The following is a 25,867-nucleotide window of genomic DNA, read 5'->3' on the forward strand; positions in this document are numbered from 1 at the left end:
GGGTCAGCCGGTGCCTACGAAGATGGCCAGGAGGAGCCAGACCACGGGGGCTGTGGGGAGGAGCGAGTCGAGGCGGTCCATGATGCCGCCGTGGCCCGGGAGGAGGGTGCCCATGTCCTTGATGCCGAGGTCGCGCTTGATCATGGATTCGCCGAGGTCGCCGAGGGTGGCGCTGACCGCGGTGACGAGGCCCAGGATCAGGCCCTGCCACCACTTGCCGCCGTCGATCAGGTACTGCATCGACAGGGCGCCGGCCGTCATCGCGAAGGCGATGGCGCCGAAGAGGCCGGCGCGGGTCTTGCCGGGGCTGATGCGGGGGGCGAGGAGGCGGCGGCCGAAGCGCCAGCCGACGGCGTAGGCGCCCGTGTCGCTGATCACCGTGAGCAGCAGGAAGACGAGGACCCGCCAGTGGCCGTCGTCCGCGGCGAGCATCATCGACACGAAGGTGGCGAGGAACGGCACGTAGAACGCGGCGAAGATGCCCGCGGTGACGTCCCGCAGGTAGTTCTCCGGTGGCTCCGTCATGCGCCACACGAGGATGGCGAGCGAGGTGAGGGCCGCGGCGACCCACGCGCCCTCGGCGCCGCGCACGTAGCCCGCCACCACCATGGCGACGCCGCCGACCATGAGCGGCACGAGCGGGATGCGGATCGCCTTCTTCTCGGCGAGCCGGGAGGTGAGCTCCCACAGGCCGACGACGACGGCGAGCGCCACCACGCCCACGAAGGCGGCCTTGACGACGAACAGCGAGGCGGCGATGACCGCGCCCATGCCGACACCGACCCCTATCGCGGCCCGCAGGTTGCGGCCGGCGGACTTCTTCACGGGCGGGACGGGTTCCGGTGACGGCTCAGGCGGCATACGAGGAGTCTGCGCTGCTTCGAGCGCTTCCCGCGCGAAACCCGCCGAGCCGTCGCCCGGTCCCCCCGCCGGCGTTTCCCAGTGGCCGGAGCGCGGCGTAGCACCCCAGGAGGAGTCGTTCACTGAGTTTCGCCTCGCGTTGTCGATCAGGACCAGGCGGCCGGCCTGGTGTTCTGGCGGGGGGTGCGGGGGTGACCCCCCGGAAGAGAACGTCGGGTCGGACCGCCGGGTCGCAGCGGTGCGTCAGACCTCGAGCAGCTCGGCTTCCTTGTGCTTGAGCAGCTCGTCGATCTGGGCGGCGTACTTGCTGGTCGTGTCGTCGAGCTCCTTCTCGGCGCGGCGCACGTCGTCCTCACCGGACTCGCCGTCCTTGACGAGCTTGTCGAGGGTCTCCTTGGCCTTGCGGCGGACGGCGCGGATCGAGATCTTCGCGTCCTCGCCCTTGGTCCTGGCGACCTTGATGTAGTCCTTGCGGCGTTCCTCGGTCAGCTGCGGGAACACCACCCGGATGATGCGGCCGTCGTTGCTCGGGTTGACGCCGAGGTCCGAGTTGCGGATCGCCTCTTCGATGTTGCGCAGCGCGCTGACGTCGAAGGGGGAGACCACGGCCATCCGGGGCTCCGGCACCGAGAAGGAGGCCAGCTGGTTGATCGGCGTGATGGCGCCGTAGTACTCGGCCACGATCTTGTTGAACATCGCGGGGTGCGCACGGCCGGTGCGGATCGCGGCGAAGTCGTCCTTCGCGACGATGACGGCCTTCTCCATCTTCTCCTCGGCCTCGAGGAGGGTCTCTTCAATCACCATGTGCTCCTGGTTTTCAGAAGGCAGAGCCTGGCCCCTGCGCGCGTCTTTCCTGCACGGTGTCCGACCGGCAGCCTGTTGTCCATCCCCGGTGCGGGCGGTTAGGCCCGCGTTCCCTGGTCGTTGACGAGCGTGCCGATCTTCTCACCCTTTACCGCTCGCGAGATGTTTCCCTCGGCGAGCAGTTCGAAGACGAGGATCGGCAGCTTGTTGTCACGGCACAGGGTGATCGCGGTGGCGTCGGCGACCTTGAGGTCCCGCGAGATGACCTCGCTGTACTCCAAGGCGTCGTACTTGACCGCGTCCGGGTTGTGCTTGGGGTCGGAGTCGTAGACCCCGTCGACCCCGTTCTTGCCCATGAGCAGCGCCTGGGCGTCGATCTCCAGGGCGCGCTGGGCGGCGGTGGTGTCGGTGGAGAAGTACGGCATGCCCATGCCGGCGCCGAAGATGACGACGCGGCCCTTCTCCAGGTGCCGCACGGCGCGCAGCGGGATGTACGGCTCGGCGACCTGGCCCATCGTGATGGCGGTCTGCACGCGGGTCTCGATGCCTTCCTTCTCCAGGAAGTCCTGGAGGGCGAGGCAGTTCATGACTGTGCCGAGCATGCCCATGTAATCCGAGCGGGCCCGGTCCATGCCGCGCTGCTGGAGCTCCGCGCCGCGGAAGAAGTTGCCGCCGCCGATGACGATGGCGATCTCGTAGCCCTCTTGGACGACGGCCGCGATCTCGCGGGCGATCGCGTGGACGACATCTGGGTCTACGCCCAGTCCGCCGCCTCCGGCGAAGGCCTCGCCGGACAGCTTCAGCAGGTACCGGCTCCGCGGAGCCCCGGTGCCGGGCGCGGTGCCGGTCCCGGAGTCGCTGGCCTTGTCGGCGGCCTTGTCGGCGCCCTCATCCATGGAGTCTCCTCATGCGCGTACGAAGAAGGCCATTGCCGTGGGTCCACGTGGGGTCCCTCTACGGCAATGGCCTCCTCGTCACTACTGCGGTCGGCCGGCGGGCGGCCGACCGCGTCCGACCCTAGCGGGGTCGTCGGTCATTCGCTGGCTGGCTCAGACACCGACGCGGAAACGCGCGAAGCGCTTCAGCGTGACACCGGCCTCGTCCAGAACCTTCTGGACGGTCTTCTTGCTGTCCTTCGCGAAGGACTGCTCAAGGACGGAGTTCTCCTTGACGTAGCCCGTGACGCGGCCCTCGACGATGCGGGCGAGCGCGGCTTCCGGCTTGCCCTCCTCGCGCGCGGTGGCCTCGGCGACGCGGCGCTCGTTCTCGAGCACGTCGGCGGGGATGTCCGCGCGGGACAGGAACAGCGGCGAGAACGCGGCGATGTGCTGCGCGACGTCCTTCGCGACCTCCGCGTTCTCCTTGTCCAGCTCGACCAGCACGCCGACCTGCGGGGGCAGGTCCGGGCTGGTGCGGTGCAGGTAGGAGGCGACGTAGCCGTCGGTGAACTGCGCGAAGCGGCTCAGCACGATCTTCTCGCCGAGGGTGGCGTTGGCCTCGTCGACGAACGCCTGGACGGTCTGGCCGTCCTTGATCTCGGAGGCGAGCAGCGCCTCGAGGTCGGCGGGCTTGGTGGCGGCGACGTGCGCGGCCAGCGCGTCGGCGACGGTGACGAACTTGTCACCCTTCGCGACGAAGTCGGTCTCGCAGTTGAGCTCGAGGAGCACGCCCTCGGAAGCGCCCTCGGCGATCAGGGAGACGACGGCACCGTTGGAGGCCGAACGGCCTTCGCGCTTGGTGACGCCCTTCTGACCCTTGACGCGGAGGATCTCGACGGCCTTGTCCAGGTCGCCTTCGGCCTCTACGAGAGCGTTCTTGCAGTCCAACATGCCGGCGGCGGTCAGCTCGCGGAGCTTCTTGACGTCAGCGGCGGTGTAGTTCGCCATGGTCGTTGAGTCTCTTCCCGATGAGAGTCGGTTGATCTACGGGTGAACGGCGGGGGCCGAAGCCCCCGCCGTCGTCACACGTACTGGAAGGCGGAGCCTCAGGCCTTGTCGGCCTCGGCGGCCGGGGCGGCGTCGGCGGCCGGGGCCTCCGTGGCCTCGGCAGCGGCGGGCGCCTCGGCGTCGGCGACGGCCTCGGTGACCGTCTCGGCCTCGGCGTCGGCGACAGCCTCGGTCTCGGCACCGGACTCGACGGGAGCCTCGGTCTCGTCCTTGGCCTTCTCACCCTCGAGGAGCTCGCGCTCCCACTCGGCGAGCGGCTCAGCGGCGCCTTCGGCCTTCTTGTCACCGGTGGCGGCACCGGAGCGGGCGATGAGACCCTCGGCGACGGCGTCGGCGATCACACGGGTGAGCAGCGTGACGGAGCGGATCGCGTCGTCGTTGCCCGGGATCTTGTAGTCGACCTCGTCGGGGTCGCAGTTGGTGTCGAGGATCGCGACGACCGGGATGCGGAGCTTGCGCGCCTCACCGACGGCGATGTGCTCCTTCTTGGTGTCCACGATCCAGACGGCGCTGGGCACCTTCTGCATCTCGCGGATACCACCGAGGGTCTTCTCCAGCTTGTCCTTCTCGCGCGAGAGGACCAGGAGCTCCTTCTTGGTGAGGCCGGAGGCGGCCACATCCGTGAAGTCGATCTCCTCGAGCTCCTTCAGGCGCTGCAGGCGCTTGTAGACGGTCGAGAAGTTCGTGAGCATGCCGCCCAGCCACCGCTGGTTGACGTAGGGCATGCCGACGCGCGAGGCCTGCTCGGCGATGGCTTCCTGCGCCTGCTTCTTGGTGCCGATGAACATGATGGAGCCGCCGTGGGCGACGGTCTCGCGGACGAACTCGTAGGCGCGGTCGATGTACGACAGCGACTGGAGCAGGTCGATGATGTAGATGCCGTTGCGCTCCGTGAAGATGAAACGCTTCATCTTCGGGTTCCAACGACGGGTCTGGTGACCGAAGTGGACGCCGCTTTCCAGCAGCTCCCGCATCGTGACGACGGCCATGGCCGCGCTCCTTGAGGTACTCGGTTATCGCGGCGGCCGGACGGCCGTCGCGCCTGACGCCCCGACGCGCCGTGCCACGAGGGACCGAGGGGCGCGGCCACCCTTCACGAGGAAGTCGGTGGCGGGGCGTGCGAAGTCGATCCAGTGACCCGGATCGCCAGAGAAAGTGTACGTGACCGGCGGAGTGCGCAACGACAGCTTCTTGAGCCACAGGTTTATCCACAGGCCGCCTGCATGATCGTCTTTCGCGGCCGGAATGCGGGACCGTCGCAGCATGCTTCCTTCCCCCGCTCTTCCCCTGGTTCTGCCGCTGTGGCTCTCCCTGCTCGCCGCGCTGGCCCTCGGCGTACCGCTGCCGGTCGCCGGCTCGGGCGGCCCGGCCGGAGCGCCCGCGCCCGACGGCCGGAGCTGGCCGGTCGGCGCGCGCGAGGGCGGGCGGCCGGTGGTGGTGCGCGGGTTCGAGCCGCCCGCGTCTCCGTGGGGCGGCGGGCACCGGGGAGTGGATCTCCGCGCCGGACCGGGCACGCCGGTGCGGTCGGCCGCGCCCGGCAGGGTGTCGTTCGCCGGCCGGGTGGCGGGCGTCGACGCGGTCTCGGTCCTGCTCGCGGACGGGCGGCGCACCACGTATGAACCGGTACGGGCGCTGGTCGCGGTGGGCGACGTGGTGGCTGCGGGCCAGGGGGTCGGGGTGCTGGAGCGCGGCCCTTGGCACTGCCCGGCGGGCTGTCTGCACTGGGGGCTGCTGCGCGGGGACGTCTACCTCGACCCGCTGAGCCTGCTGCCCGACTGGATGCTGCGTGGCGGCCGGTCCCGGCTGCTCCCGGTGTTCGGCGTTCCCGGGCCGGGGTTCGGAACTACGGGCGTTCGTCGGGTTCGTCGCCGGGAGCGGGTGCCGGGGACGGGGCGGGGCTCCGCACTCCGTGCAGGGCCATCGCCACCGCGGCCTCGACGATCCGGTCCGGGACCTCGGCGGCCCCGAGCTCGATGCGGCGCACCGCGGCATCCACGACACCCTGCAGCAGCATCGCCGTCAGCCGCGGCTCCTCGTGTCCGAGGTCGCCCAGCGCCTCGACCACCATGGCGATCAGACCGCCGTGCGCGGCGCGGATCTTCTCGCGGGCCCCGGCGTCCAGCTCGCCCGCCGAGATGGCCACCACGGCCCGGTGCCGCCGGTCGCCGACCAGGGTGAGCTGGCTGCGTACATACGCCTCGATCTTGGCCGCGGCGCCGTCGACGGCCTGCATCGCCGCCTCGACCTCGGCGGCCCAGACCGGGAAGTCCACGGAGCACAGTTCCTCGACGACGGCCGCCCGGGACCGGAAGTACTCGTAGACGGACGACCGGGCGAGGCCGGTGCGCTCCGCCAGCGCGGGGAAGGTCAGCGCCTCCGTGCCGCCCTCGGTCAGGAGGGATCGGGCGGCGTCCAGCAGGGCGTCGCGCTGCATCGTCCGGTGCTCGGCCACCGAGGCCGCTCGAATCCTGGGCACCCGTCCACTGTAGGCGGTGACCGGCGTCAGCGGCCGACGTCCGCCAGCTTCGCGCGCAACTGCAGCACTGATTTGGTGTGGATCTGGCTGACGCGGCTCTCGGTGACCCCGAGCACCTGGCCGATCTCGGCGAGCGTGAGCCCCTCGTAGTAGTACAGCGTCACGACGGTCTTCTCGCGCTCCGGGAGGGTGTTGACCGCGCGCGCCAGCAGTCGGCGCAGCTCACGGTCCTCCGCGACCTCCACCGGGTTGTCGGCGCCGGTGTCCTCCAACGTGTCGACCAGGCTGAGCCGGTCGCCGCTTTCGCCGCCGACGTGCAGCAGTTCCTCCAGCGCCACCACGTTCGCCAGCGACAGGGCGCTGAACACTCCGTGCAACTCTTCCAGGCCGACGCCGAGCTCGGCGGCGACCTCGGACTCACTGGGAGTGCGCCGCAGCGAGGCCTCCAGGGTGGCGTAGGCACGCTCCACCGCCCGCGCCTTCTGACGCACGGAGCGCGGGATCCAGTCCAGCGCCCGCAGTTCGTCGATCATGGCGCCGCGGATCCGGGTGATCGCGTACGTCTCGAACTTGATCGCCCGTTCCGGATCGAACTTCTCAATGGCGTCGATGAGCCCGAAGACGCCCGAGGACACGAAGTCCGCCTGCTCGACGTTGGCCGGCAGGCCGACGCTGACCCGCCCGGCGACGTACTTCACCAGGGGCGAGTAGTGCAGGATCAGCTGCTCCCGGAGCTTCGCGTCCGCCGTGGACTTATAGGTCCGCCACAGCACGTCGAGCGCGGTGGGACCGGCGGGACGGGGGACACTGCGCGCGGCGGTGGCCGCCGTGGCCCGGTCCGGCCCGGGGGGGTGCTGGGGCATGCGTCGTCTTGTGCCGTTCTGCCGAGACGTAGGCGAAAAGGGGAGTCAATGGGAGCGTAGCGTGACCATGGCGTCGCTTATTGCTACGACTTCGGTCTGGGGCGTGCGCAGATACGTTCCGCTGAGGGGTTCGGGAGTGCGCGTCCACGGCGAGTCCCTCGCGAGGGAATGTTGAGCAAGCATGCATTCCCTCCGCCCACTCCACACCTCTTCACCCGATTGACGCAGGTCAACCACCTTCCTTCGAAGTGCTCCATGTTGACCGGGTCACTCGGCTCAGGGAACCGGCCGGTCCTGGGGGAATCGCGTCAACTTCCATCGTTCTCCGTCCCGTTCCACAAAGCCCAGCGCCTGCAATTCGTAGAGACGTCCGAGCGTGTCGTCCTTTCCGGTGCCCGAGGCGCGGGCGAGCTGCTCGACGCAGGCGCCGCCCTGGGCGGGCAGCGCCTCCAGCACCCGCGTGGCGCCTGCCTCCAGCAGATCCCTGGCCAGTACAGGACCATGCCGCTCGGGCGCCAGGTCCCCGCCGATCCGGCCGACCATCTCGACGACCTCCGACGCGTCGGTGACCAGCGCCGCCTCGTTGCGCAGCAGTTCGTGCACACCGGCCGAGAGGCCCGAGGTGCACGGCCCCGGCACACCCATCGTCAGCCGCCCCAGCTCGCGGGCGCACCGCGCGGTGATCAACGAGCCGCTGCGGTGCTGCGCCTCGACCACGACCGTGCCGCGCGTGAGGGCGGCGATGACGCGGTTGCGGAGCACGAACCTGCTGCGGGTCGGGTGGGAGCCCGGCGGCAACTCCCCGACGATCAGGCCCTGTTCCGCGATGCGGGAGATCAAGTCGGCGTGCCCCGGCGGGTAGTGGACGTCCGCGCCGCAGGCGAGCACCGCGATGGTCGCTCCGGGCACCGACAGCGCACCCCGGTGGGCGGCGCCGTCCACGCCGTACGCGGCGCCGGAGACCACCACCCAGCCCGCTCGGGCCAGCCCCGCGCCCAGTCCGGCCGCCATGTGGGCGCCGTAGTCGGTACAGGCCCTGGCGCCCACCACCGCGACCGACCGCAGGGCCCACATCCGCAGCTTCGGCCTCCCCCGCACCCACAGGCCGTATGGCCGCCGGGCGCCGAGATCGTCCAGCTGCGCCGGCCAGTCGGCGTCGCCCGGGCACACGAAGCGCCCGCCGAGCCCCTCCATCGCGGCCAGGTCCGCGGCCGGGTCCAGCGCGCCGGCCCGTATCCGGTACCCCGCCATCCGCTGCTCGCTCGCCCCCGGCAGCGCGACCCCGGCCCGGATCTCCCGCACCACGTCGCGCGGATCACGGTCCCGCAGCCACGCGCCGACGGTCTCGTCCCCGGGATCGGCGATCCGCGTCAGCGCGGCGCGCGCGAGCCGCTCCTCATCCCCGACGCCCCCCACGCCACCCACGCCAGCGGCGGCACCAGCACCGGCAGCACCCAACTCATCGACGGCCATCAGCCATCACCCCCACGACGGCGGGCACCCCACGGGCGACGCCGGTGCGCAGTTGCAGGGCCTCCGCCATCTCCGGCGGGCCGGGCCGCTCGGCCCCCGCGAGGTCCGCGATCGTCCAGGCCACCCTCAGCACACGGTCCAGGCCCCGGGCGGTGAGCAGGCCGCGCTCCATGTCCCTTTCGGCCTCCCGCAGTCCGGCCGGGCCCACCTGCCAGCGGGTGCGCAGCTCGTGCCCCGGCACCTCGCTGTTGGTCCGCCACGGGGTCTCCGTGTAGCGCGCCGTCGCCCGTTCCCTCGCCAGCCGCACCCTCTCCGCGACCCGCGCGGTCGGCTCGGCGCCCGCGGCGCCCTCGATCAGTTCGGTACGGGTCACCGCCTCGACCTGGACGCGGAGATCCACCCGGTCCAGGAGCGGCCCGGACAGCCTCGCCTGATACCTGCGGACCGCGGCCGGCGAGCAGTCGCACGCCAGCGCCGGCAGCGAATGCCGGCCGCACGGACAGGGGTTCGCGGCGAGGACGAGCAGGAAGCGTGCGGGCAGCCGCATCACTCCCGCGGAACGGGCGACCACCACATGTCCGGACTCCAGCGGCTGACGCATCGCGTCGAGCACCCGGCCGCTGAACTCCGGGGCCTCATCCAGGTAGCTGGACTTACTCCACCCAGAACGCCAGCACGTAGGGTGCAGGCCTGAGCAGGAGGAGCACAACATGGCAAGGGTCCTGGGCGCGCTGCGCCTGTCGAGAGCATCGGATGAGTCGACCTCGGTCGTTCGACAGAAGGCAGCCATCCAGCGATGGGCGGACAGCCGAGGAGATACGGTCGTCGGTTGGGTGGAGGACGTAGACGTCTCCGGCGCCATCGCCCCATGGGAGCGACCAGGTCTCGGCCAGTGGCTCCCGTCGACCATCGGTAAGGACGTAAGCGCAGTAGAGCTGCGTCTCGCATGGGAGATCTCCCGAGTCGATGAATGGGACATCCTCTGCGGGATGAAGCTCGACCGGATCTCCCGGCGAGTGCTGCACATCGCTCAGCTTGTCGAGTGGGCTGGGAAGCACAACAAAGAGATCGCGGCAGCCGAGGACGGCTTCGACCTTTCCTCACCCATGGGCAAGATCCTGTTCCAGCTCATCGCCGCATTCGCCGAGGGCGAGCTGGAGGCGATCAAGTTCCGTGCGAAATCCTCATACGCATACCTGATGAAGACCGGTCGTTGGCGCGGCGGCTTCGTCCCGTACGGGTACCGGGCTGAGAAGGACGCCGAGGGAGACGGCTGGAAGCTGGTACCGGACGAGTACGGGACGGAGACAGCGAAGGTAGTCCGAGAGGTCGTTCGACGGACACTCGAAGGCGAGGCGACGAATGCCGTGTGCCGATGGCTGAATGAGAGCAAGACCCCGAGTCCACTGGATGCTCAGCGCATCCGGAGCGGGAAGGAGTCGAAAGGTGCTGTCTGGCGTGTGGGCAACCTTCTGAAGATGCTTCGCTCTCACACACTTCTCGGTCGAGTCGAAATGACCGAGGAGGTCATACTCCCGGACGGCACCAAGGAGAAGCGGACTCGCCTCGTGCGGGACGCCGAGGGGCTGCCGCTTCAGCGGGCGGAGCCGCTCATCAGTAAGGAGGAGTGGGATCAGCTTCAAGCAAAGCTGAAGGAGAACAGCAATCCTCGGGCAGGCAACCGCTTCGACCGTTCCCCCTTGCTTCGAGTGGCCTACTGCACCTGCGGCAAGGCGCTGTATCGGAACAACGGCCGCAACCAGATGTACTACCGGTGCAGCTCTCGCAACATCACCGGCGCCGAGTGCGACTCGACTGAAGCCATACAGGCGACGCTCTTGGAGAAGGTCATTGAGGAGGCGTTCCTCAAGGCCGTTGGTCACGCTGAGATCGTCCGCCGAGTGTTTCGCCCCGGAGTCGACCACACTCAGGACGTCACCGAGGTGACACGCGCTCTGGCCGAACTCCGCGAGGACCGCGAGGCAGGGCTCTACTCCTCCGAGCTCAGCAAGAAGGAGTTCCGAGAGGAATACCTGCGGCTCGAAGCGAAGCGAGAGACACTCGCCGCCATGCCAGTAGTGCCGGACCATTGGGAGGAGACCTCTACCGGCCAGACGTACGCGGACAGGTGGGCACAACTCACGACCTCAGCGGAGAAGAACAAAGAGCTGCGCGAGGCAGGCGTAAAGGCGATCGTCCACACCAGGAAAGTCCCGCCCATGACAGCCGCCCAGCTCATGGAGCCCAAGGGGCATGAGGGCATGTGGCAACACGCGGTCGGCAGGGTTCAGCTCCTCATGCCGATGAATCTGCGTGACCGAGTCCGCAGCCTCGCTGCCGAGCACATCGTGTAGTCCTCGTTCGAAGGCTCGACTGGCCCCGCTCTCACCCGAGGGCGGGGCTTCGTCATGTCCGATCAGATGGGCTGAGGCTCAGCCGGCCAGGTTGACGACTGAGCAACCGGCCGTGTAAGAAGATCCTCCCGCTCCTTCGAGGAGCGGACACCGTAGCTCCCGTCGTGTGACGCCGGTAGAGCTGGCCACTCCGTGAAGGGGCCGCCATCCCAAGGGGCTGGCAGGGGAAGCCGAGGGCACCCCGAAGCGCAGGACGGTACTGCGCGACTTCCACTCACCCGCCGAGGTACAGCTACACGCTGCCCTCGGCCGCCGCCGGGAGGTCGCCACCCCTTGACCAGCACCATCAACTTCGGCCCCGGCCGCCCGTGGGGCGGAGTATCTCAGCGCGAGTACCAGCGCATGGCCCAAGACCCTCGACACCAGCTCGCCTACCGCATCCACTTCGCGGCCCTCGGTTGGGCCGACCGCCACGGACACGCAAGCTTCGGTCCCGGCAAGCTCGCCGCACTGCTCGGCAAGGAGGGCAAGTCCCTGTCCGACCAGAGCACGAACAACGCCCTGGCCCGCGCCAGGGAGCTGGAGCTTGTCTCGCCCCGATCGGGGGCCGCTTGCCTTGTCGTCCCCTCTCACGTCTTCCAGAAAAGGAAGGGCGCACCCGTGCCGTGCCGCCTGCACCTCGATCGCTGACTACGTCTCTCGCGTGTAGCCAGCACACGCCTGACGTGTACCGAGACGAGATCTCACCTGCGGAGACGTTCGCGTCTTCTCTTGTCTTTTTGGCCTCACAGCTTTTGGCCTCACAGCGCAGCCCCGAAGGGGAGAAGGAAGCCAAGTACGTACTTACACGTCAGCGGTAAGGAAGGTGGGGCGCGGTAGCGCCCTCAGTCGCAAGGGCACCGGCGAAGAGACCCAAGCGACAGGCGCGGCCTCCGGCCGCACAACCGGAAGATACTTCGCACGAGCGGTCCCGAAGGGGCCGACATCAGGAAGACCAGGGAGCTGACCAAGTGGGGGCGCTACCGCGCCCCGCTACCCCAAGGCCCCAGGGCAAGGCGCTCGGGCAAGGGGCCGCTACGCGGCCACAACGGGAAGCAACAAACGGCAAGCCTCGAAGGGACCTCACTCTTGTGCCGTCCCTGAGTGCTCGCCATACCGGGCACAGCCCTCCTACCTGCATCTTCTTCGCCGCTGCCTCACTCCTCCGGTGTCTGACGGGGTCTGAAACCGTGGCACGATCTTGGCCGGTAAGACATGGCGGTCTGGACTTGCCTGCCATGGGGGTCATACCCCACCCCCGTTCGCCTCCTTGGGAGGCTCGGTTACCTGCTCTCTCCTCAGTTGCACAAGAAGAGTGCGGCAGATCCAGTCGAAGATTCCGGAGCCTGCCTGATACAACTCGTCGGCCAAGGTTTCCGCTTCTTCGTAGGAGATCTCGATGACGGCCGCAGCAGTACGCCTCTTGCTGACAAGCGCATACGCCGCGCTGGGTAGCGGCTCAGTCTCTGGCACATTCAGAGGCGTCCACATGCCATGCACCAAGTGGTTTCGTCGGGCAAGCAAAGGCTTGAGGGTCGCAAGTTTGGAGCGGCACTCGGTGCGCTGCGCTTCCGTGATCTCCCGGTTGATCTTCACGAGTGCCGTACACATATCGATCAGCTCATTTGCTCCAAGCCCCGCAGCCACAACCTCGGCATACCTGCTGTCGATGAGGCAGGTCATGAGTCGGCGAAGGTAGTACTCCAGCGCAGCACTCCCCCTTGCCACCTCGCCCACCAACAGAGACATGCGTTGTTGCACCTCCTCCATCTCCTCGTCCGATCGGAGGATCGGAAGCCCATCGAGACCGCTTGGCGGGACCGCTTCGTCAGACATGCCGAGGAGCGTACCGGGCGTCTCACAATCCTTCGTTTTCGGGACGGCGAGACCAGGCTCGGAGCGCGTCCGTTTCGCCCACGCTCGACCGTCTCGCAACCCGTCTCGAAACATCCCCCTCAGGACTGGCTTTCGGGACACGTTTGTGAGACGGTCTCGTCATGACTACGACCACCCCGGCCTCACAGGTCGAACGCCACGCTTGCCCGAAGTGCGAAGCCCCCGCCGGTAGCCCCTGCCGTACGACGACGGGCAAGGTGGCAGCGAACTACCACACGGGCCGCTTCGCCTTGGTGCCCGCCCTCAAGGCGGAACTGACCGTGAAGACTCCGGCTGACCGCAACCCCGGCAAGGCGTGGACACAGTGCGCTCCTGTCACACAGGTGCCCGACGCGATGCCGGGCGCAGCGATCCGACTGGGCTACGCCCGTTGTTCAACCGTTGGGCAGGAACTTCAGTCCCAGTTGGACATGCTTGCCCGTGCCGACTGCACCCGCGTCTTCTCGGAGAAGATCAGTACCCGTGTGAAGGAGCGGCCGGAACTGGAGAAGGCGCTCACGCTGGCACGGGAGATCAAGGCAGCCGCACCGAATCAGCCGGTCATCTTGACCGTGGTCGAGATGAAGCGGCTTGCCCGCAGTGCGTCAGAGCTGATGACGCTGTCTTCCACCCTTCAGGCGGACGGCATCCAACTGGAACTCCTGTCCGGTCCCCTTCAGGGTGTGTACGACCCGAACGGGGCCGGTGCCATTGTGTTCGCCGTCCTCGCCGTCAGTGCCGAGGTGGAGCGGGAAGGCATCCGGGAGAAGACGTTGGAAGGGCTGGAGGCTGCGGCCCGTAAGGGCAACGTCGGTGGGCGTCCGTCCGTCATGGACGATGACACCTTGGCCGTAGCCCGTGCCCGACACGCCAAGGGAGACAGCGTCACAGCCATCGCCAAGGCCCTGGGAATCGGGCGCGCCACGCTGTACCGCCATTTGGGAGAGAGCGCCTGAGACAGGCGCACAGGGACACAGGCAGGCCCCCGACATCGCGTCGGGGGCCGCTGTCATGCATGGGCGCATGACGCCGTGGTTCGAACCTCGCCTACCGGCGTACCCCCCTCAGCACACTGGGGGTCTGTCGGTCACTCGTCCCGGACCACAATCGCGAACGATGTGCAGAGGCGCCGGAATCCTTTGTGACCGCTCCGGCCGGTGTGGCTCATGCACTCCACATCGACCGCCACGCCGTCAGTCGAGGGCGTGGCTGCCCATTTGCAGTGAAGGCACTCCGCTTCGAAGGTCACGTCAGTGTCCGGGTGTCGCGTGATCCTGTGCCTCACGTACCGCATGACGGAACGCGCCATCATTGGACCCCGTGGTCTTCCCGCAGATGCGTAAGGAGCACCACGTTCGCATCGGACACCTTCGAGTAGTCCCCGACCGATCGGGCGTTGGTTCGAATCAGGGTAATGCCGAGGCATTCCTGACAGCTCGATACCGCGTTCGGTTCCTGGAGTGGAGTCGTCAAGTTCACCGGACCTGACATCGTCGTCTTCGGTGTGCTCATTCTGTACGACCTCCCCGGCTGCGTGTGTGCCAGGGAATGATGCCGTGGAACGTGCATTCTTTCGCAGTCCATGCACGTTGTTGGGTAAAGGTCATGAGCGGCAGGCAGCCGACCACTCTGCGAGCATCGCTCTTGCTTCCCCATCGGATGCCGCGTATTCCTCGTACTGGGCGAACTCGTCGAGGTAGCTCCGTACGTCTCGGCTGTCGCGGAGTACGAGACTTCCGGCCGATGTCTCGATGGTGACCAACGAAGCGTCGTAAACGGTGAACGTATTCAACGGGACTCGCGAGGTGGGGGCACCCACTGGGATCACTCCGATACGCACGTTCGGGAGGTAGGTCAACGAGGAGAGCCGGTCCATCTGCTCAGCCAACGCCAAAGGTGAAACGACCGGCCATCGAATGGCCTGCTCGGTCAGAATGAAGCTGAACTGTTTCGACACGTCATACAGAATGGCTTGCCGTTCCAGCTTTCCCGCCACTGCCTTACTCGTATCCGCCGGGGAATGGGCGAGGCTCGCCCGTACGTACTCCGGAGTTGCAAGAAGGCCCGTCACCATCGAGAGCAGGAAGTAGCGCATGTGCGTCGAGGACGCTTCAAGAGACCTCAGTTCCGCTTGTCTCGTCCCAAGTCCCTTACGACGCAACCCCCGAAGGTTTCGCCACTCGGTATGGGCCAACCTGGCAAGGGCGGCCACTTCGGCAATCATGCTGGGTGGTGCGTCGAGGGCCCTCAAGATCTGCTCGACGTCGACCAGGGACGGCCGTGTCCGCCCGTTCTCGATCCGACTCACCTTGGACTGAGACATGTTGCAGCGCGCGGCAAGCCGGTCCCCGGAGAGACCGGCCCGCTTGCGTAGCTCTCGAAGCAGTGAAGCGAGTTCCGTTCCCGACTCGCCGAGCCGCTCAGCTTCGAACGTCACTCCCCCACGTACTCCAAGAATGGCACCGACTCGGCGATGGCGATTCGCTGGTATTCGACGAACGGGGCCGGATCACCCTCGTACAGTTCTCGGCCGATCTGCGCACCGTTGCCCTCGTAGTGCATGAGAACAACCTTCGAGCGGTCGAACATCCAGAAGTCGCGAACCTCCGGCAACGGGTTCTCTCGATCCGTCACGTCCAGAATTCGGATCTCTTCGCCGGCTCGCACATGCGGAGCGTAGTATCGGGAGAACTCGAACCGCAGATACTCGGAGAGTGGTTGAGTCACGATGTGCACTCGCCCCTTACTCTTCCCCTCCCCTCGTATCCGATTCAGGCTTTCCGTGTACGGGGACGAGTAGGAATTCAGGTCGACTCGCCTACCGGCCCGGAACGCTTCGAGCTCGTCGGCCTCCTGCGGCATGAGGTACTGCGGCAAGGTCTCCAGTCTCCATGCCTCCGACTGGAATTCCCGCAGCGCTGTCCGCCACTCGTCACCATCCAAGAACACGAATCGCCTCCCGAAGAACGCTCTCCGGAATCTCCACAAGCCCCTCCCCCTGAGGCGGAGTGAAGGCGCCGGACACGTCACCTTGCACAACGAACGTTCCTCGGTCGGTCCGGTACACGTTCGGGCAGTCGTCTTCGCCGCACTCCCCGTTTCCGTTACCGGTAAGCCGAGTCAGCTCCTCGCGTGCCATACGAAACCCCCTTGCTCGCGCCCCGGTTGGGGCGTTGGACACGACCGTACGAGCGTCACAGTCGACCGTCCATGCATGTTCGTGGGTATGCACGTTGTTGCATGAACCCGTGGCCTTCGATGCAGCGCGTCCGTCGCCGCCCCATACGGGCGCGTGGTGGGCGTCTGCGACCGGGACGACGGGATGGCCTGGGCAGGCAGCCGACAGGGCGCGAGACGGCCACTGGGGGGCCATGGCGAAACGCCCGCGCCGATCGGGAGCACTGGTGTACCTTGATCGCGGAGTAAGTCCCTCTACCGCGCCTCGTCCAGGAACAACACCCCGCGGTGGGCCAGGGAGACCGCGCCCGGCCGGGGCAGGCCGCTGCCACCGCCGATGATGGAGGGCATGGTCGCCGAGTGGTGCGGGGCGCAGTAGGGCGGGGTGTCGACCAGCGGTTTGCCGGGAGGGAGGATTCCGGCGACCGAGTGCACCGCCGTGACCTCCAGGGACTCCTGGGCGGTGAGCCGCGGCAGGAGCCCGGCCAGCCGCTCGGCCAGCATCGTTTTGCCGGCGCCCGGCGGGCCTTTCAAGTACAGGTGATGGCCGCCGGCCGCGGAGATCTCCAGGGCGCGCCGGGCGGTGTGCTGGCCCGCGACGTCGGCGAGGTCGGGGAGCGTCTGCCGGTCGCAGACGCCGGTGCCGATGCCGGCTCCGGGCACCGCGAGCCCGGCGAGCAGGGGATCGGGGCGTCCCTCGCCCCGGTTCTCCGTCTCCTCGGGGACCGTCTCGTCGTTGAGGATCGCGATGAGCTGGCGCAGGGTGCGGATGCCGAGCACCGAGACGCCCGGCACCAGCGAGGCCTCGGCCGCGGTGCGTTCAGGAACGACCACCTGCCGGTACCCGGCGTCGGCCGCGGCGAGGACGGCGGGCAGCACTCCGCGGACCGGCCGCACCCGGCCGTCGAGACCCAGCTCGCCGATCATCACCAGGTCGGCGATGGCCGGGGGCGCGATCCGCTCGTTGGCGGCCAGGACCGCGCACGCGACCCCGAGATCGAAGCCGCTGCCGCTCTTGGGGACCGAGGCGGGGCTGAGGCCCACGGTGAGTTTCTTCTGCGGCCAGGTCTCGCCGCTGTTCACGATCGCCGCCCGGACGCGGTCGCGGCTCTCGCTCAGGCTCTTGTCGGGCAGGCCGACGAGGGTGAACGCGGCGAGCCCCGGTTCGAGGTCGGCCTGGACCTCGACGACCACCCCTTCCACCCCGACCAGGGCCACCGAGCAGGTGCGGGCGAAGCCCATCAGGCCACCCCCCGCACATGCTCGACCCGCGCGGCGCCGCGGCCGGGCAGAACCACCCCGACCAGGTCGATCCGCACCCCACCGGAGGGCGGGCCGCCGTGCTCGCTGAGCCAGTACTCGGCGAGCAGCCGCAGCCGCTGCGCCTTGCGCGGGGTGACGGCCGCCATGGGGTGCTCGTAGGCACCACCGGTGCGGGTCTTCACCTCGCACATCACCAGCGCGTCGCCCTCCGACGCGACGATGTCCACCTCGCCCCGGCGGCACCGCCAGTTCCGTTCCAGAACCCTCAGGCCCGCCGTGGCGAGCCAGCGGGCGGCCAGCTCCTCGCCGTACCTGCCCCGGGCTGCTCGTGCGTTCACGCACACCACCTCCGCCACTCACTGTGACGGAGGTGGGGCATAGCGGATGATCTTGAACTTACCTGTGGATAACCCGGTTCACGAGCTACCGCCGGTCAGCTGTTGAAGCCCGCCTCGTCGGACGCGAGATCGAGATCGGCCTTGTTCAGCTCTTCGATGTTCACGTCCTTGAATGTGAGGACCCTGACCTGCTTCACGAAGCGGGCCGGCCGGTACATGTCCCACACCCAGGCGTCAGCCATGGACACCTCGAAGAAGACCTCACCCTGAACCGAGTGCACCTGCATCTCGTAATCATTGGTCAGGTAGAAACGCCGCTCGGTCTCAATCACATATTTGAACAACCCGACGACATCGCGGTACTCCCGGTAGAGCTTCAGCTCCATCTCGGTCTCGTACTTCTCGAGGTCCTCGGCGCTCATCGCATGTTCCCCTTCAGCCGTACGTCCCCCCATTGTGCGTCAGTCACGCTCCGTCCCCAGGGGGATCGGGAATTGTGGGGGTCCTTCGTCGAGCAGCGTACGCAGCAGCCCGGCGAGCCTGATCGGGTACACCGTCTCACGAGAGGACAGAAGTTCCTCGCAGGTCCACCATCGAAGCCCGGTGACGCTGCGCCGCTCCAGTTCCGTGTGCCCGGCGGTGTCGAACTCCGTGGTTCCGGTGCGCGCCAGGTAGTACCACTCGTCCTGCTCCCAGCGGCGCCCGTCGAACGTGAAGGAACAGGTCCGCTCCCACAGCACCGGCCCCAGCTCCACGGAGCCCATCCCGGTCTCCTCGACCAGTTCGCGGCGGGCCGCCGCCTCCAGGCTCTCGCCGTCCTCGACCCCGCCACCCGGGGTGAACCACCAGGTCGTCGAGGGGTCGGCCGGTTCGCGACCGTGCAGCAGCAGGATGCGGTCGGCGGGATCGAGCAGGACGACGCGGGCCGCGCGGCGCCTGATCACCGGTGGCGGCGCAGTCTGCGGGCGATCGGTCCGTGCGCCGCGCCGCCGAGGATCAGCACCGCTCCGGCGAGCGCCGCGACGGTGATCCAGCGCAGCGGCCCCGGCTCGGAGACCCCGCCGGGCAGCGCGGAGAAGTTCGTGGCCCGGTCCACCATGCCGAGCCGCCCCAGCGGCCAAGCCACCGCGTCCACCCGGGCCCGGACGGCGCCGCGCGGCACCGTACCGGTGTCGCCGCCGGCCAGGTGCTCCCGGGAGTCCAGCGACTCGGCCCGGTTGTCGCCGAGGAGGAAGAGCTGCCCCTTGGGGACCGTGGTCTCGAACGGCGTGAGCGACGCCGGTCCGCCGTGGAGGAGGTAGCTCTCCTCGACGGGTTTGCCGTTGACGAGCATCCGGCCCTGCTTGTCGCAGCAGGTGATGACGTCCCCGTCCACCCCGACGACGCGCTTGACGAGCGTCGCGCTGCCCCACAGCTGGTCCTGGAAGACCACGATGTCGCCGCGCCGCACCTCCGACCCGTCGACCCGCTGCGCCAGGATCCGGTCACCCGGCTCCACGGTCGGCTGCATGGACCCGGTCGGCACGGTGTAGGGCCGGTAGGTCACCGCGCCCCAGGCGAAGCCGCCCAGGAACAGCACGCACCCTATGGCTACGGCCAGCCCGGACAGTATGCGTCCGAGCCGGCCGTCGTCCTTGCGTATCGCGCTGCTGCTCGCGGAAGTGCTGCTGCTCATGGACCCGCACCTTACCCGTCGGTACCCGCCGAGGTCAGCAGTCCTCGGCACGCATTCGCAACACCCACGGATCCCACACGTCCCACCAGTCCCGGCGGCCACCTGCCCGGACGGGCAGCCCTTCCAGGCAGCGCGCCCGTCGTCAGCCCGCGGAGCCTTCGGCGGCCTCGGCGCCCTTGCGGATCAGCCGGCGCCGGCGCATCAGCACCAGCGGGACCGCGCCCACGAGGCCGGCGGCGGCCGGCAGCGGGCCCGCCGCGTTGATCCCCGGCTGGTCGAAGGTGTCGGGGACGGGCAGGGTGCCCCAGCGGTTGATCGGCCAGGCCTTCACGAAGGCACGGCCGACCACGTCGTCGAGCGGGACGTACCCGTTGCCCGGCTGGTCCATGTGGTACCGGGAGTCCAGCGAGTTCTGGCGGTGGTCGCCCATCACCCAGATGTGGTCCTCGGGCACCTTCACCTTGAACGGCTTCTCCGCCGTGCACGGGGTGTTGTCCGGGTAGACGTACGGCTCGACGAGCGCCTTGCCGTTCACCTTCAGCGGACCGGTCCCGTTGCACTCGACGGTGTCGCCGCCCACGCCGATGACCCGCTTGATCAGGTCCTTCTCCTGCGCGGACGGCATCAGGCCGATGAAGCTGAGGGCCGACTGCAGACCCCGCGTCACGGCGTTGCCGCTGGGCGGCGGGTTCTCGGGCAGCCAGCCGCCCGGGTCGTGGAAGACGACGACCTCGCCGCGGTCGGGCTCGGAGCCGAACCACGGGGTCAGCTTGTCCACCAGCACCCGGTCGCCCTCCTGCAGAGTGTTCTGCATCGAGTCCGACGGGATGGAGAACGCCTGCACCAGGAATGTCTTGATCAGCAGCGCCAGTACCAGCGCGATACCGATGAGCAGCGGCAGTTCCTTCCAGAACGACCGCTGCTTGCGCTCCGGCCTACGGCGCCTGCCCGCCGTGCCGCTGTCTCCGCCCGTACCCTCGCCACCGGACCGCGGCGCCGGGGGTTCGTGTCCGGATTCGTTCTCGTGCCCCGCATCGGGGGCCGCGCCGCCGCCCGCCGTCTTCTCGACAGAGCCCGCCGGGATGTCCCCGTCTTCGGGCTCGCCGGATCCGGATCGTGCGCCGACCGCCAGGTCCCCCACGTTCACTCCTCATTCCACGCTGCCGCCTGCGCCATGACTGACGCAGGCCCACCACTCCCATAACGAGCGGGAGTTCCGCAGGAGTCGGGAAGTGGCTCGTTCCTTGCCCATTGTTGGCCGTGCCCACCCTAGTGGGCGGTTCCAGCGCACTCGCGCCGCTCGGGCGCGGGTCGGGCACCGAGGCATACGTCCCCGGCTCCTCCAGTTTGCGCCAGTGACCCAGCGGCCACGCGATGACGAACGCCCGGCCCACCACCAGGTCCAGCGGAACCGTCCCCTGACCAGGCTGGTCCATGTGGAATCGGGAGTCCGCAGAGTTGGAGCGGTGGTCCCCCATCACCCACACCCGCCCGACGGGCACCTTCACGCTGAACGCCGAGATCGAGGGCGTATCCCCCGGATTGATGTACGGCTCGATCAACGGCATGCCGTTGACGGTGATCCGGCCGTCCTTGTCGCAGCACTTGACGGTGTCCCCGCCGACCGCGACCACCCGCTTGATCAGGTCCTGCTCGCCCGAGGCCGGCAGCAGTCCGATGAAGGTGAAGAACTCCTTCACCTGCTTGACCACCACGGGATCCGGCTTGGGCTTGGGCTCGTTCGCCAACCAGCCGCCCGGATCCTTGAAGACCACGACGTCGCCGCGCTGCGGCGTGCTGCCGAACCACGGTGTCAACTTGTCGACCAGCACCCGGTCGCTGATCTTGATCGTCTGCTCCATCGAACCGGACGGGATGACGAACGCCTGCAGCAGGAACGTCTTGAGCACCAGGGCGATCAGGAGCGCCACCACGAGCAGCAGCGGCACCTCCCGCGCCGCCGACCGGCGCCGCTTGCGCTTGACCTTGCGGGCCAGCTTGCGCCGCTCCGCCCGGGTGGCACCGGCCCGTGGCGCGGAACCTCCGCCGGACGGACCGCCATGGCCGGCGCCGGGCTCATCGTCCGAACCGCCCGAACCGCCGTACCCGTCGCCGCGCCCTCGCGCGTACCCTTCCCCGTCCTCGTACCTGTCGCCGCGCCCTCGCCCGTACCCGTCGCCATGCTCTCGCCCGGAATCGTCGCCGTACGCCGAGCCGCCCCCGGCGCCCCGCCCACGGCCGGACCCACGGCCCGCCCCGCCGTCCCCGCCCCCGCGACCCGGCGGGACCGCGCTCGGCCGGTGGTGCCCGTACCGCGGCCGGCCGCGGTTACCCACGGCCCCGGCCCGGTGCGGGTATGGCGGCGAAGACGTCCGGACGGTCCAGGGACCGCATCCGCCCGATCGGCCAGCCGATCCAGTCGGCGCGGCCGATCACCTCGTCGAGCGGGACGGTGCCGCCGCCGGGCTCGCCGAGGTGATCCCGCGAATCGCGGGAGTCCTCCCGGTGGTCACCCATCACCCACAGCCTCCCTGCCGGCACTTGGATGTCGAACGGTACCCGGGACGGTGTATCGCCCGGATACAGATAACCCTCGTCCAGGGGATGACCGTTCACCATGAGCCTGCCCAGCGGATCGCAACAGGTGACCCGGTCCCCGCCGATTCCGATCACCCGCTTCACATAATCGGTCCCGCCGGTCTGGAGGAACGATCCGTCACCGTCGAAGACGACGATGTCGCCCCGCTCCGGCACCCGGCCGAAACGGTACGCCAGCTTGTTCACCAGCACCCGGTCCCCGATCTGCAGCGTCCCCTCCATCGATCCGCTCGGAACGAGGAACGGCTGCACCACGAAGGCGTTCGCCAGGAACAGGGCGGCCACGCAGAGCACGGCCGGCAGCGCCGTACGCCACCAGCGGGCCACGGACCACCACGGGGGGACGGAGGACGGGAACACAGCGAAGCGCGACCGCTGCTCCCCCTGCTGTTCAGCAGGGGAAGAGCGATCGCGCTCCGAAGGTTCTGCGTCCGTGTCCATCGAGCGGAGAGCCTATACGGCCCCGCGAAGGACTCAGTTGTCGCGCTTCTCCTTGATCTTCGCGGCCTTGCCGCGCAGCTCACGGAGGTAGTACAGCTTGGCGCGACGGACGTCACCGCGGGTCACGATCTCGATCTTCTCGAAGATCGGGCTGTGCACCGGGAAGGTACGCTCCACGCCGACGCTGAAGCTGACCTTGCGGACCGTGAAGGTCTCGCGGACGCCGGCGCCCTGGCGGCGGACGACTACGCCCTTGAACTGCTGCACACGCGAGCGGGTGCCTTCGATGACACGCACGTGGACGTTGATGGTGTCACCGGGGCGGAACGACGGGACGTCGTCGCGCTTCGACGCGTTGTCGACGGAGTCGAGAATATGCATGAAGATCTTCTGCTTCCTTCGCCCATGCCACAGGTCATCGGCGGAACGGTCGTGATGATGATTCGGAATGCCGCTCCGTCGGGCGAGCGTCGGTCCCCCTGTGGCAGGGGCGCCGCCGGACGTACAGCAGGCGCCTATTCTTCCACGGCGGAGGCCGAGCGCCCAAATCGGCCGTCCGGCAGCTCTTCCCAGCCCAGCTCCGCCAGGAGCGCGCGGTCGGCCTTGTCGAGGGCGGCGGGGTCGCAGCGCTCGATCAGGTCCGGCCGGTTGGCGGTCGTACGGCGGAACGCCTCGTCGCGGCGGAAGCGGGCGACCTTGCCGTGGTGGCCGCTCAGCAGCACCTCGGGCACCTCGCGTTCCCGCCAGACGGGCGGCTTCGTGTAGACCGGCCCCTCCAGGAGGTCGGCCATCGCGCCGGGCGCGAAGGAGTCGTCGCGGTGCGACTCGGCGTTGCCGAGCACGCCCGGCAGCAGCCGCGCCACCGCCTCGACGATCACCAGGACCGGGGCCTCGCCACCGGCCAGGACGTAGTCGCCGATCGAGACCTCACGGACGTCGAAACGGTCGCCGTACTCCTCGATGACCCGGCGGTCGATGCCCTCGTAGCGGGCGGGCGTGAAGACCAGCCAGGGCCGCTCGGACAGTTCGACGGCCAGTTCCTGGGTGAACGGCAGACCGCTGGGCGTCGGGACGACCAGTACGGGCCGCACCTCGCCCGCTGCCGCTTCCGCGGTCACCGCGTCGAGCGCCTCGCCCCACGGCTCGGGCTTCATCACCATGCCCGGACCGCCGCCGAACGGGCTGTCGTCCACGGTGTTGTGCCGGTCGTGGGTCCAGTCACGCAGGTTGTGGATCCGCACGTCGAGCTGCCCGCGGGCCCGCGCCTTGCCGACCAGCGACACGTTCAGCGGTTCCAGGTACTCCGGGAAGATCGTGATGACGTCGATACGCATCAGACGGTGCCGTCACGACCGTCGGTGCCGTCACGGCCGTCGGCGCCGCCCTCGGTACCGTCGGTGCCATCGGTGCCGTCGCTGTCACGGGCGCTCGCGACCTCGGCCTCGGCCTCGTTGAGCAGGCCGGGCGGCGGGTTGATCACGGCGCGCTGGTTCTCCAGATCGATCTCCGGGACGATCTCGCTGACGAACGGGATCATCACCTCGGTGCCGTCCGGGCGCTCGACGATCAGCAGGTCCTGGCCCGGCAGGTGCGAGATCTCCAGGATGCGGCCGACCTCCGTACCGTCCACGGTCACCACGTCGAGGTCGACCAGCTGGTGGTCGTAGAACTCCTCGGGGTCCTCGGGCAGCTCCGCCGGGTCCACCTCGGCGATCAGCAGGGTGTTGCGCAGCGCCTCGGCGGCGGTGCGATCGTGCACGCCTTCGAAGCGCAGCAGCAGACGTCCGCTGTGCACCTTGCCGGACTCGATGGTCAGCGGGCCGGCGGTGGCCGGGTCCGTGTCCAGCACCGCGCCCGGGCCGAGCCGCACCTCCGGCTCGTCGGTGCGCACCTCGACGGTGACCTCGCCCTTGATGCCGTGGGCGCGCCCGATCCGGCCGACTACCAGCTGCACTCTGCTTGCCCTTCACTCGAAGATGTCCTGGAACGCGACAACGGGCCGGGGCCGGCAATCGCCGCCCCCGGCCCGTGCCGGTACTGCATTGGTCTCAGCGGACCTGATCCACGTCGACGAGGTCGACGCGGATGCCACGGCCACCGAGGGCGCCCACGACAGTACGCAAAGCGCGTGCGGTGCGGCCGTTGCGGCCGATCACCTTGCCGAGGTCGTCCGGGTGCACCCGGACCTCGAGGACGCTCCCGCGGCGCAGGGTCTTCGCGGACACCTGCACATCATCGGGATTGTCGACGATGCCCTTCACGAGGTGCTCGAGAGCCTCCTCGAGCATGCTCAGGCCTCGGTGGTCTCGGCCGGGGCCTCAACAGCGGCCTCGACGGCGTCATCGGCCTTCTTCTCGGCCTTGTCCGCCTTCTTGGCCTTCGGGGTGATGGCCTCACCCTTGGGCTCGTTGCCGGCGTCCTTGGCAGCGGCCTCGAAGAGGATCCGCTTGTCGGCCTTCGGCTCGGCGACGAGCATCGGGGCCGGGGCCGGCAGGCCCTTGAACTTCTGCCAGTCGCCGGTGACCTTGAGGATGGCCATCACGGGCTCGGTCGGCTGTGCGCCGACACCCAGCCAGTACTGGACACGCTCGGTGTCGACCTCGATGCGCGAGGGGTTCTGCACCGGGTGGTACAGGCCGATCTCCTCGATGGCCCGGCCGTCACGGCGGGTACGGGAGTCGGCGATGACGATGCGGTAGTGAGGCGAACGGATCTTGCCCAGACGCTTCAGCTTGATCTTGACTGCCACGGGAGTGGGTTCTCCTGGAATTGACGAGGTTGGGCACGGCAAACACCCACGTGGGGTTGTGGGATTCGTGCGCCCAGCGGATTCGTCAGCCGAAGGAGAGAGGGTTCCTGCACGGCTGTCGAGTTCTCAGCTGGCTATTCTGCCACACGGTGACACGCCCGGCTAACCGGAGTGGCCCAGCGGCTTCGGCTCACCTCACCCGACGCCGGCGCCGACGACCTCCGGGATGCGGAACGCCTGACCGCAGGCACCGCACATGATCGGGGCCTGGGCGAGGACCGACGGCACGACGCGGACGTTGCGCCCGCAGTCGCACACGGCCTTGACGCGCACTCCCCCTCCGGACGAGCCGTGCCGCGCGGCCGGGCCGCGGAAACTGCGGGCGGTGTCCGCGGTGGTCGCGACCGTGTGCGCCCTCAGGGCCCGGTGGAGCCGGTCGATGGTGGCTCGATAGCGCTTCTTGGTATCGGGGCGCAGACCGACCAGGGAGAAGCCGCTGCTGGGATGCGGCTCCTCGGAGTGGTCGAGGCCCAATTCATCGGCGATCGCCAGAAAACGGCGGTTATGGTAGCGGCCGGCTCGCGACGTGTCACGGACGCCGCGTGCTGCGGCGACTCCGTGCACGGCCTCGTGGAGCAGCCTTTCGAAGGAGAGCTCGATCCCGCAGGCGGACGAGGACTCTCCGATAAGGGACTCTGGCGCGGCCAGATCCGGCAGTTCGGGGTGGTGCCGTTGAATGTCGGCCCACGCGACTGCCAGCTCGGCGGCGAGAACTGGTGGTGTCGTGCTCACGCCGTATCAACGAGCCGGGGTGGCCCAGTGTTCCGATTCCGGGACACCCCAAATAATTTGCACTGATCGGTCAGTTCCGGATGATGCGTCCGGCGCGGGGCGGGAGCGGAGGATAGTGGAGAATCCCCGCACCCGCCCCGAAC

General features: G+C 68.7%; 28 protein-coding genes and 4 pseudogenes. 4 read left to right on the plus strand and 28 right to left on the minus strand.

Translation table 11 applies throughout. The features are described 5' to 3' along the window. Positions 1–3: 3 nt before the first annotated feature. The 5 genes from O3X23_RS24715 to rpsB all read right to left on the minus strand — a co-directional run bounded on the left by O3X23_RS24715 (position 4) and on the right by rpsB (position 4,600). Complete coding sequence (locus O3X23_RS24715) at positions 4–984, minus strand: phosphatidate cytidylyltransferase (protein WP_269273702.1); 981 nt, start codon at positions 982–984, stop codon at positions 4–6. A gap of 120 nt (positions 985–1,104) precedes the next feature. Further along, positions 1,105–1,662: a ribosome recycling factor gene (gene frr, locus O3X23_RS24720; RefSeq protein WP_269273760.1), complete on the minus strand. Its 558-nt coding sequence runs from the start codon at positions 1,660–1,662 to the stop codon at positions 1,105–1,107. 101 nt (positions 1,663–1,763) lie between these two features. Next, complete coding sequence (pyrH, locus tag O3X23_RS24725; protein ID WP_269273704.1) at positions 1,764–2,561, minus strand: UMP kinase; 798 nt, start codon at positions 2,559–2,561, stop codon at positions 1,764–1,766. A 153-nt stretch (positions 2,562–2,714) separates the two neighbouring features. Continuing rightward, on the minus strand, positions 2,715–3,551 hold the full coding sequence (gene tsf, locus O3X23_RS24730) for a translation elongation factor Ts (RefSeq protein WP_269273705.1): 837 nt from the start codon (positions 3,549–3,551) through the stop codon (positions 2,715–2,717). 98 nt (positions 3,552–3,649) lie between these two features. Continuing rightward, positions 3,650–4,600 (minus strand): 30S ribosomal protein S2, encoded by a 951-nt coding sequence (gene rpsB / locus O3X23_RS24735; RefSeq protein WP_269273706.1) that lies wholly within the window; start codon positions 4,598–4,600, stop codon positions 3,650–3,652. A gap of 274 nt (positions 4,601–4,874) precedes the next feature. On the opposite strand from rpsB, the pseudogene O3X23_RS24740 reads away from it, so the two are divergent. Beyond that, positions 4,875–5,357, plus strand: a pseudogene (locus tag O3X23_RS24740) (peptidoglycan DD-metalloendopeptidase family protein); the annotation flags it as partial. Positions 5,358–5,454: 97 nt separating this feature from the next. Here O3X23_RS24740 and O3X23_RS24745 read toward each other — a convergent pair. The 4 genes and pseudogenes from O3X23_RS24745 to O3X23_RS24760 form a co-directional block, all read right to left on the minus strand. Continuing rightward, positions 5,455–6,063, minus strand: coding sequence for a TetR/AcrR family transcriptional regulator (locus O3X23_RS24745; RefSeq protein ID WP_269273761.1), 609 nt, complete (start codon positions 6,061–6,063; stop codon positions 5,455–5,457). A gap of 50 nt (positions 6,064–6,113) precedes the next feature. Next, the gene (gene whiG, locus O3X23_RS24750) at positions 6,114–6,950 is read right to left on the minus strand and encodes an RNA polymerase sigma factor WhiG (RefSeq protein WP_269273707.1); all 837 of its coding nucleotides are present in this window, start codon (positions 6,948–6,950) and stop codon (positions 6,114–6,116) included. Between the two features lie 276 nt (positions 6,951–7,226). Then, positions 7,227–8,423, minus strand: coding sequence for a DNA-processing protein DprA (gene dprA, locus O3X23_RS24755; RefSeq protein WP_269273708.1), 1,197 nt, complete (start codon positions 8,421–8,423; stop codon positions 7,227–7,229). Continuing rightward, a pseudogene (locus tag O3X23_RS24760) lies at positions 8,410–9,069 on the minus strand (ATP-binding protein); the annotation flags it as partial. The pseudogene O3X23_RS24760 and the gene dprA, both read right to left, overlap by 14 nt. A 64-nt stretch (positions 9,070–9,133) precedes the next feature. Here O3X23_RS24760 and O3X23_RS24765 point away from each other — a divergent pair. Both O3X23_RS24765 and O3X23_RS24770 read left to right on the plus strand, forming a co-directional pair. After that, complete coding sequence (locus O3X23_RS24765; protein ID WP_269273710.1) at positions 9,134–10,777, plus strand: recombinase family protein; 1,644 nt, start codon at positions 9,134–9,136, stop codon at positions 10,775–10,777. 333 nt (positions 10,778–11,110) lie between these two features. Then, the gene (locus O3X23_RS24770; protein WP_269273711.1) at positions 11,111–11,467 is read left to right on the plus strand and encodes a hypothetical protein; all 357 of its coding nucleotides are present in this window, start codon (positions 11,111–11,113) and stop codon (positions 11,465–11,467) included. 594 nt (positions 11,468–12,061) lie between these two features. Here O3X23_RS24770 and O3X23_RS24775 read toward each other — a convergent pair. Beyond that, entirely contained in the window at positions 12,062–12,652 is a 591-nt protein-coding gene (locus O3X23_RS24775) for a hypothetical protein (RefSeq protein WP_269273712.1), read from the minus strand. A gap of 161 nt (positions 12,653–12,813) precedes the next feature. Here O3X23_RS24775 and O3X23_RS24780 point away from each other — a divergent pair, with 161 nt between their 5' ends. Further along, the gene (locus O3X23_RS24780) at positions 12,814–13,647 is read left to right on the plus strand and encodes a recombinase family protein (RefSeq protein WP_443047959.1); all 834 of its coding nucleotides are present in this window, start codon (positions 12,814–12,816) and stop codon (positions 13,645–13,647) included. Positions 13,648–13,778: 131 nt separating this feature from the next. Here the strand turns inward: O3X23_RS24780 and O3X23_RS44260 are convergent, their stop codons facing one another. The 18 genes and pseudogenes from O3X23_RS44260 to O3X23_RS24865 all read right to left on the minus strand — a co-directional run bounded on the left by O3X23_RS44260 (position 13,779) and on the right by O3X23_RS24865 (position 25,724). Beyond that, positions 13,779–14,117: a DUF7848 domain-containing protein gene (locus tag O3X23_RS44260; protein ID WP_443047962.1), complete on the minus strand. Its 339-nt coding sequence runs from the start codon at positions 14,115–14,117 to the stop codon at positions 13,779–13,781. Between the two features lie 177 nt (positions 14,118–14,294). Continuing rightward, positions 14,295–15,128, minus strand: a complete 834-nt coding sequence (locus O3X23_RS24785; protein WP_269273714.1) for a helix-turn-helix domain-containing protein — start codon at positions 15,126–15,128, stop codon at positions 14,295–14,297. Continuing rightward, positions 15,125–15,640 (minus strand): DUF6879 family protein, encoded by a 516-nt coding sequence (locus O3X23_RS24790; RefSeq protein WP_269273715.1) that lies wholly within the window; start codon positions 15,638–15,640, stop codon positions 15,125–15,127. The genes O3X23_RS24785 and O3X23_RS24790 overlap by 4 nt, the downstream gene beginning before the upstream one ends. Then, on the minus strand, positions 15,624–15,830 hold the full coding sequence (locus tag O3X23_RS24795; protein WP_269273717.1) for a hypothetical protein: 207 nt from the start codon (positions 15,828–15,830) through the stop codon (positions 15,624–15,626). Before O3X23_RS24795 ends, O3X23_RS24790 begins: the two co-directional genes overlap by 17 nt. Before the next feature lie 299 nt (positions 15,831–16,129). Beyond that, positions 16,130–17,110, minus strand: a pseudogene (locus O3X23_RS24800) (YifB family Mg chelatase-like AAA ATPase); the annotation flags it as partial. Beyond that, positions 17,110–17,469: a YraN family protein gene (locus O3X23_RS24805; protein ID WP_269273719.1), complete on the minus strand. Its 360-nt coding sequence runs from the start codon at positions 17,467–17,469 to the stop codon at positions 17,110–17,112. The gene O3X23_RS24805 and the pseudogene O3X23_RS24800, both read right to left, overlap by 1 nt. A 95-nt stretch (positions 17,470–17,564) precedes the next feature. After that, entirely contained in the window at positions 17,565–17,891 is a 327-nt protein-coding gene (locus tag O3X23_RS24810) for a DUF2469 domain-containing protein (RefSeq protein ID WP_250977965.1), read from the minus strand. A gap of 39 nt (positions 17,892–17,930) precedes the next feature. Further along, entirely contained in the window at positions 17,931–18,410 is a 480-nt protein-coding gene (locus tag O3X23_RS24815; protein ID WP_269273763.1) for an NUDIX hydrolase, read from the minus strand. Continuing rightward, positions 18,410–19,144: a signal peptidase I gene (lepB, locus tag O3X23_RS24820; protein ID WP_269273721.1), complete on the minus strand. Its 735-nt coding sequence runs from the start codon at positions 19,142–19,144 to the stop codon at positions 18,410–18,412. Before lepB (O3X23_RS24820) ends, O3X23_RS24815 begins: the two co-directional genes overlap by 1 nt. Before the next feature lie 142 nt (positions 19,145–19,286). After that, complete coding sequence (lepB, locus tag O3X23_RS24825; protein WP_443047960.1) at positions 19,287–20,285, minus strand: signal peptidase I; 999 nt, start codon at positions 20,283–20,285, stop codon at positions 19,287–19,289. Continuing rightward, positions 20,173–21,141, minus strand: a pseudogene (gene lepB / locus O3X23_RS24830) (signal peptidase I); the annotation flags it as partial. The gene lepB (O3X23_RS24825) and the pseudogene lepB (O3X23_RS24830), both read right to left, overlap by 113 nt. Positions 21,142–21,472: 331 nt before the next feature. After that, on the minus strand, positions 21,473–22,183 hold the full coding sequence (lepB, locus tag O3X23_RS24835; RefSeq protein ID WP_269273722.1) for a signal peptidase I: 711 nt from the start codon (positions 22,181–22,183) through the stop codon (positions 21,473–21,475). A gap of 33 nt (positions 22,184–22,216) precedes the next feature. Then, complete coding sequence (rplS, locus tag O3X23_RS24840) at positions 22,217–22,564, minus strand: 50S ribosomal protein L19 (protein ID WP_269273723.1); 348 nt, start codon at positions 22,562–22,564, stop codon at positions 22,217–22,219. A gap of 134 nt (positions 22,565–22,698) precedes the next feature. Then, positions 22,699–23,517, minus strand: coding sequence for a tRNA (guanosine(37)-N1)-methyltransferase TrmD (gene trmD / locus O3X23_RS24845; protein WP_269273725.1), 819 nt, complete (start codon positions 23,515–23,517; stop codon positions 22,699–22,701). Further along, the gene (gene rimM / locus O3X23_RS24850; RefSeq protein ID WP_269273727.1) at positions 23,517–24,137 is read right to left on the minus strand and encodes a ribosome maturation factor RimM; all 621 of its coding nucleotides are present in this window, start codon (positions 24,135–24,137) and stop codon (positions 23,517–23,519) included. The genes trmD and rimM overlap by 1 nt, the downstream gene beginning before the upstream one ends. 94 nt (positions 24,138–24,231) lie before the next feature. Continuing rightward, on the minus strand, positions 24,232–24,471 hold the full coding sequence (locus O3X23_RS24855) for an RNA-binding protein (protein ID WP_269273729.1): 240 nt from the start codon (positions 24,469–24,471) through the stop codon (positions 24,232–24,234). Between the two features lie 2 nt (positions 24,472–24,473). Next, positions 24,474–24,932, minus strand: coding sequence for a 30S ribosomal protein S16 (gene rpsP, locus O3X23_RS24860; RefSeq protein ID WP_269273730.1), 459 nt, complete (start codon positions 24,930–24,932; stop codon positions 24,474–24,476). A gap of 195 nt (positions 24,933–25,127) precedes the next feature. Then, the gene (locus O3X23_RS24865) at positions 25,128–25,724 is read right to left on the minus strand and encodes a hypothetical protein (protein ID WP_269273731.1); all 597 of its coding nucleotides are present in this window, start codon (positions 25,722–25,724) and stop codon (positions 25,128–25,130) included. Between the last annotated feature and the right edge of the window lie 143 nt (positions 25,725–25,867).

It is taken from the genome of Streptomyces sp. H39-S7, from assembly GCF_027158205.1.
GTDB lineage: Bacteria > Actinomycetota > Actinomycetes > Streptomycetales > Streptomycetaceae > Actinacidiphila.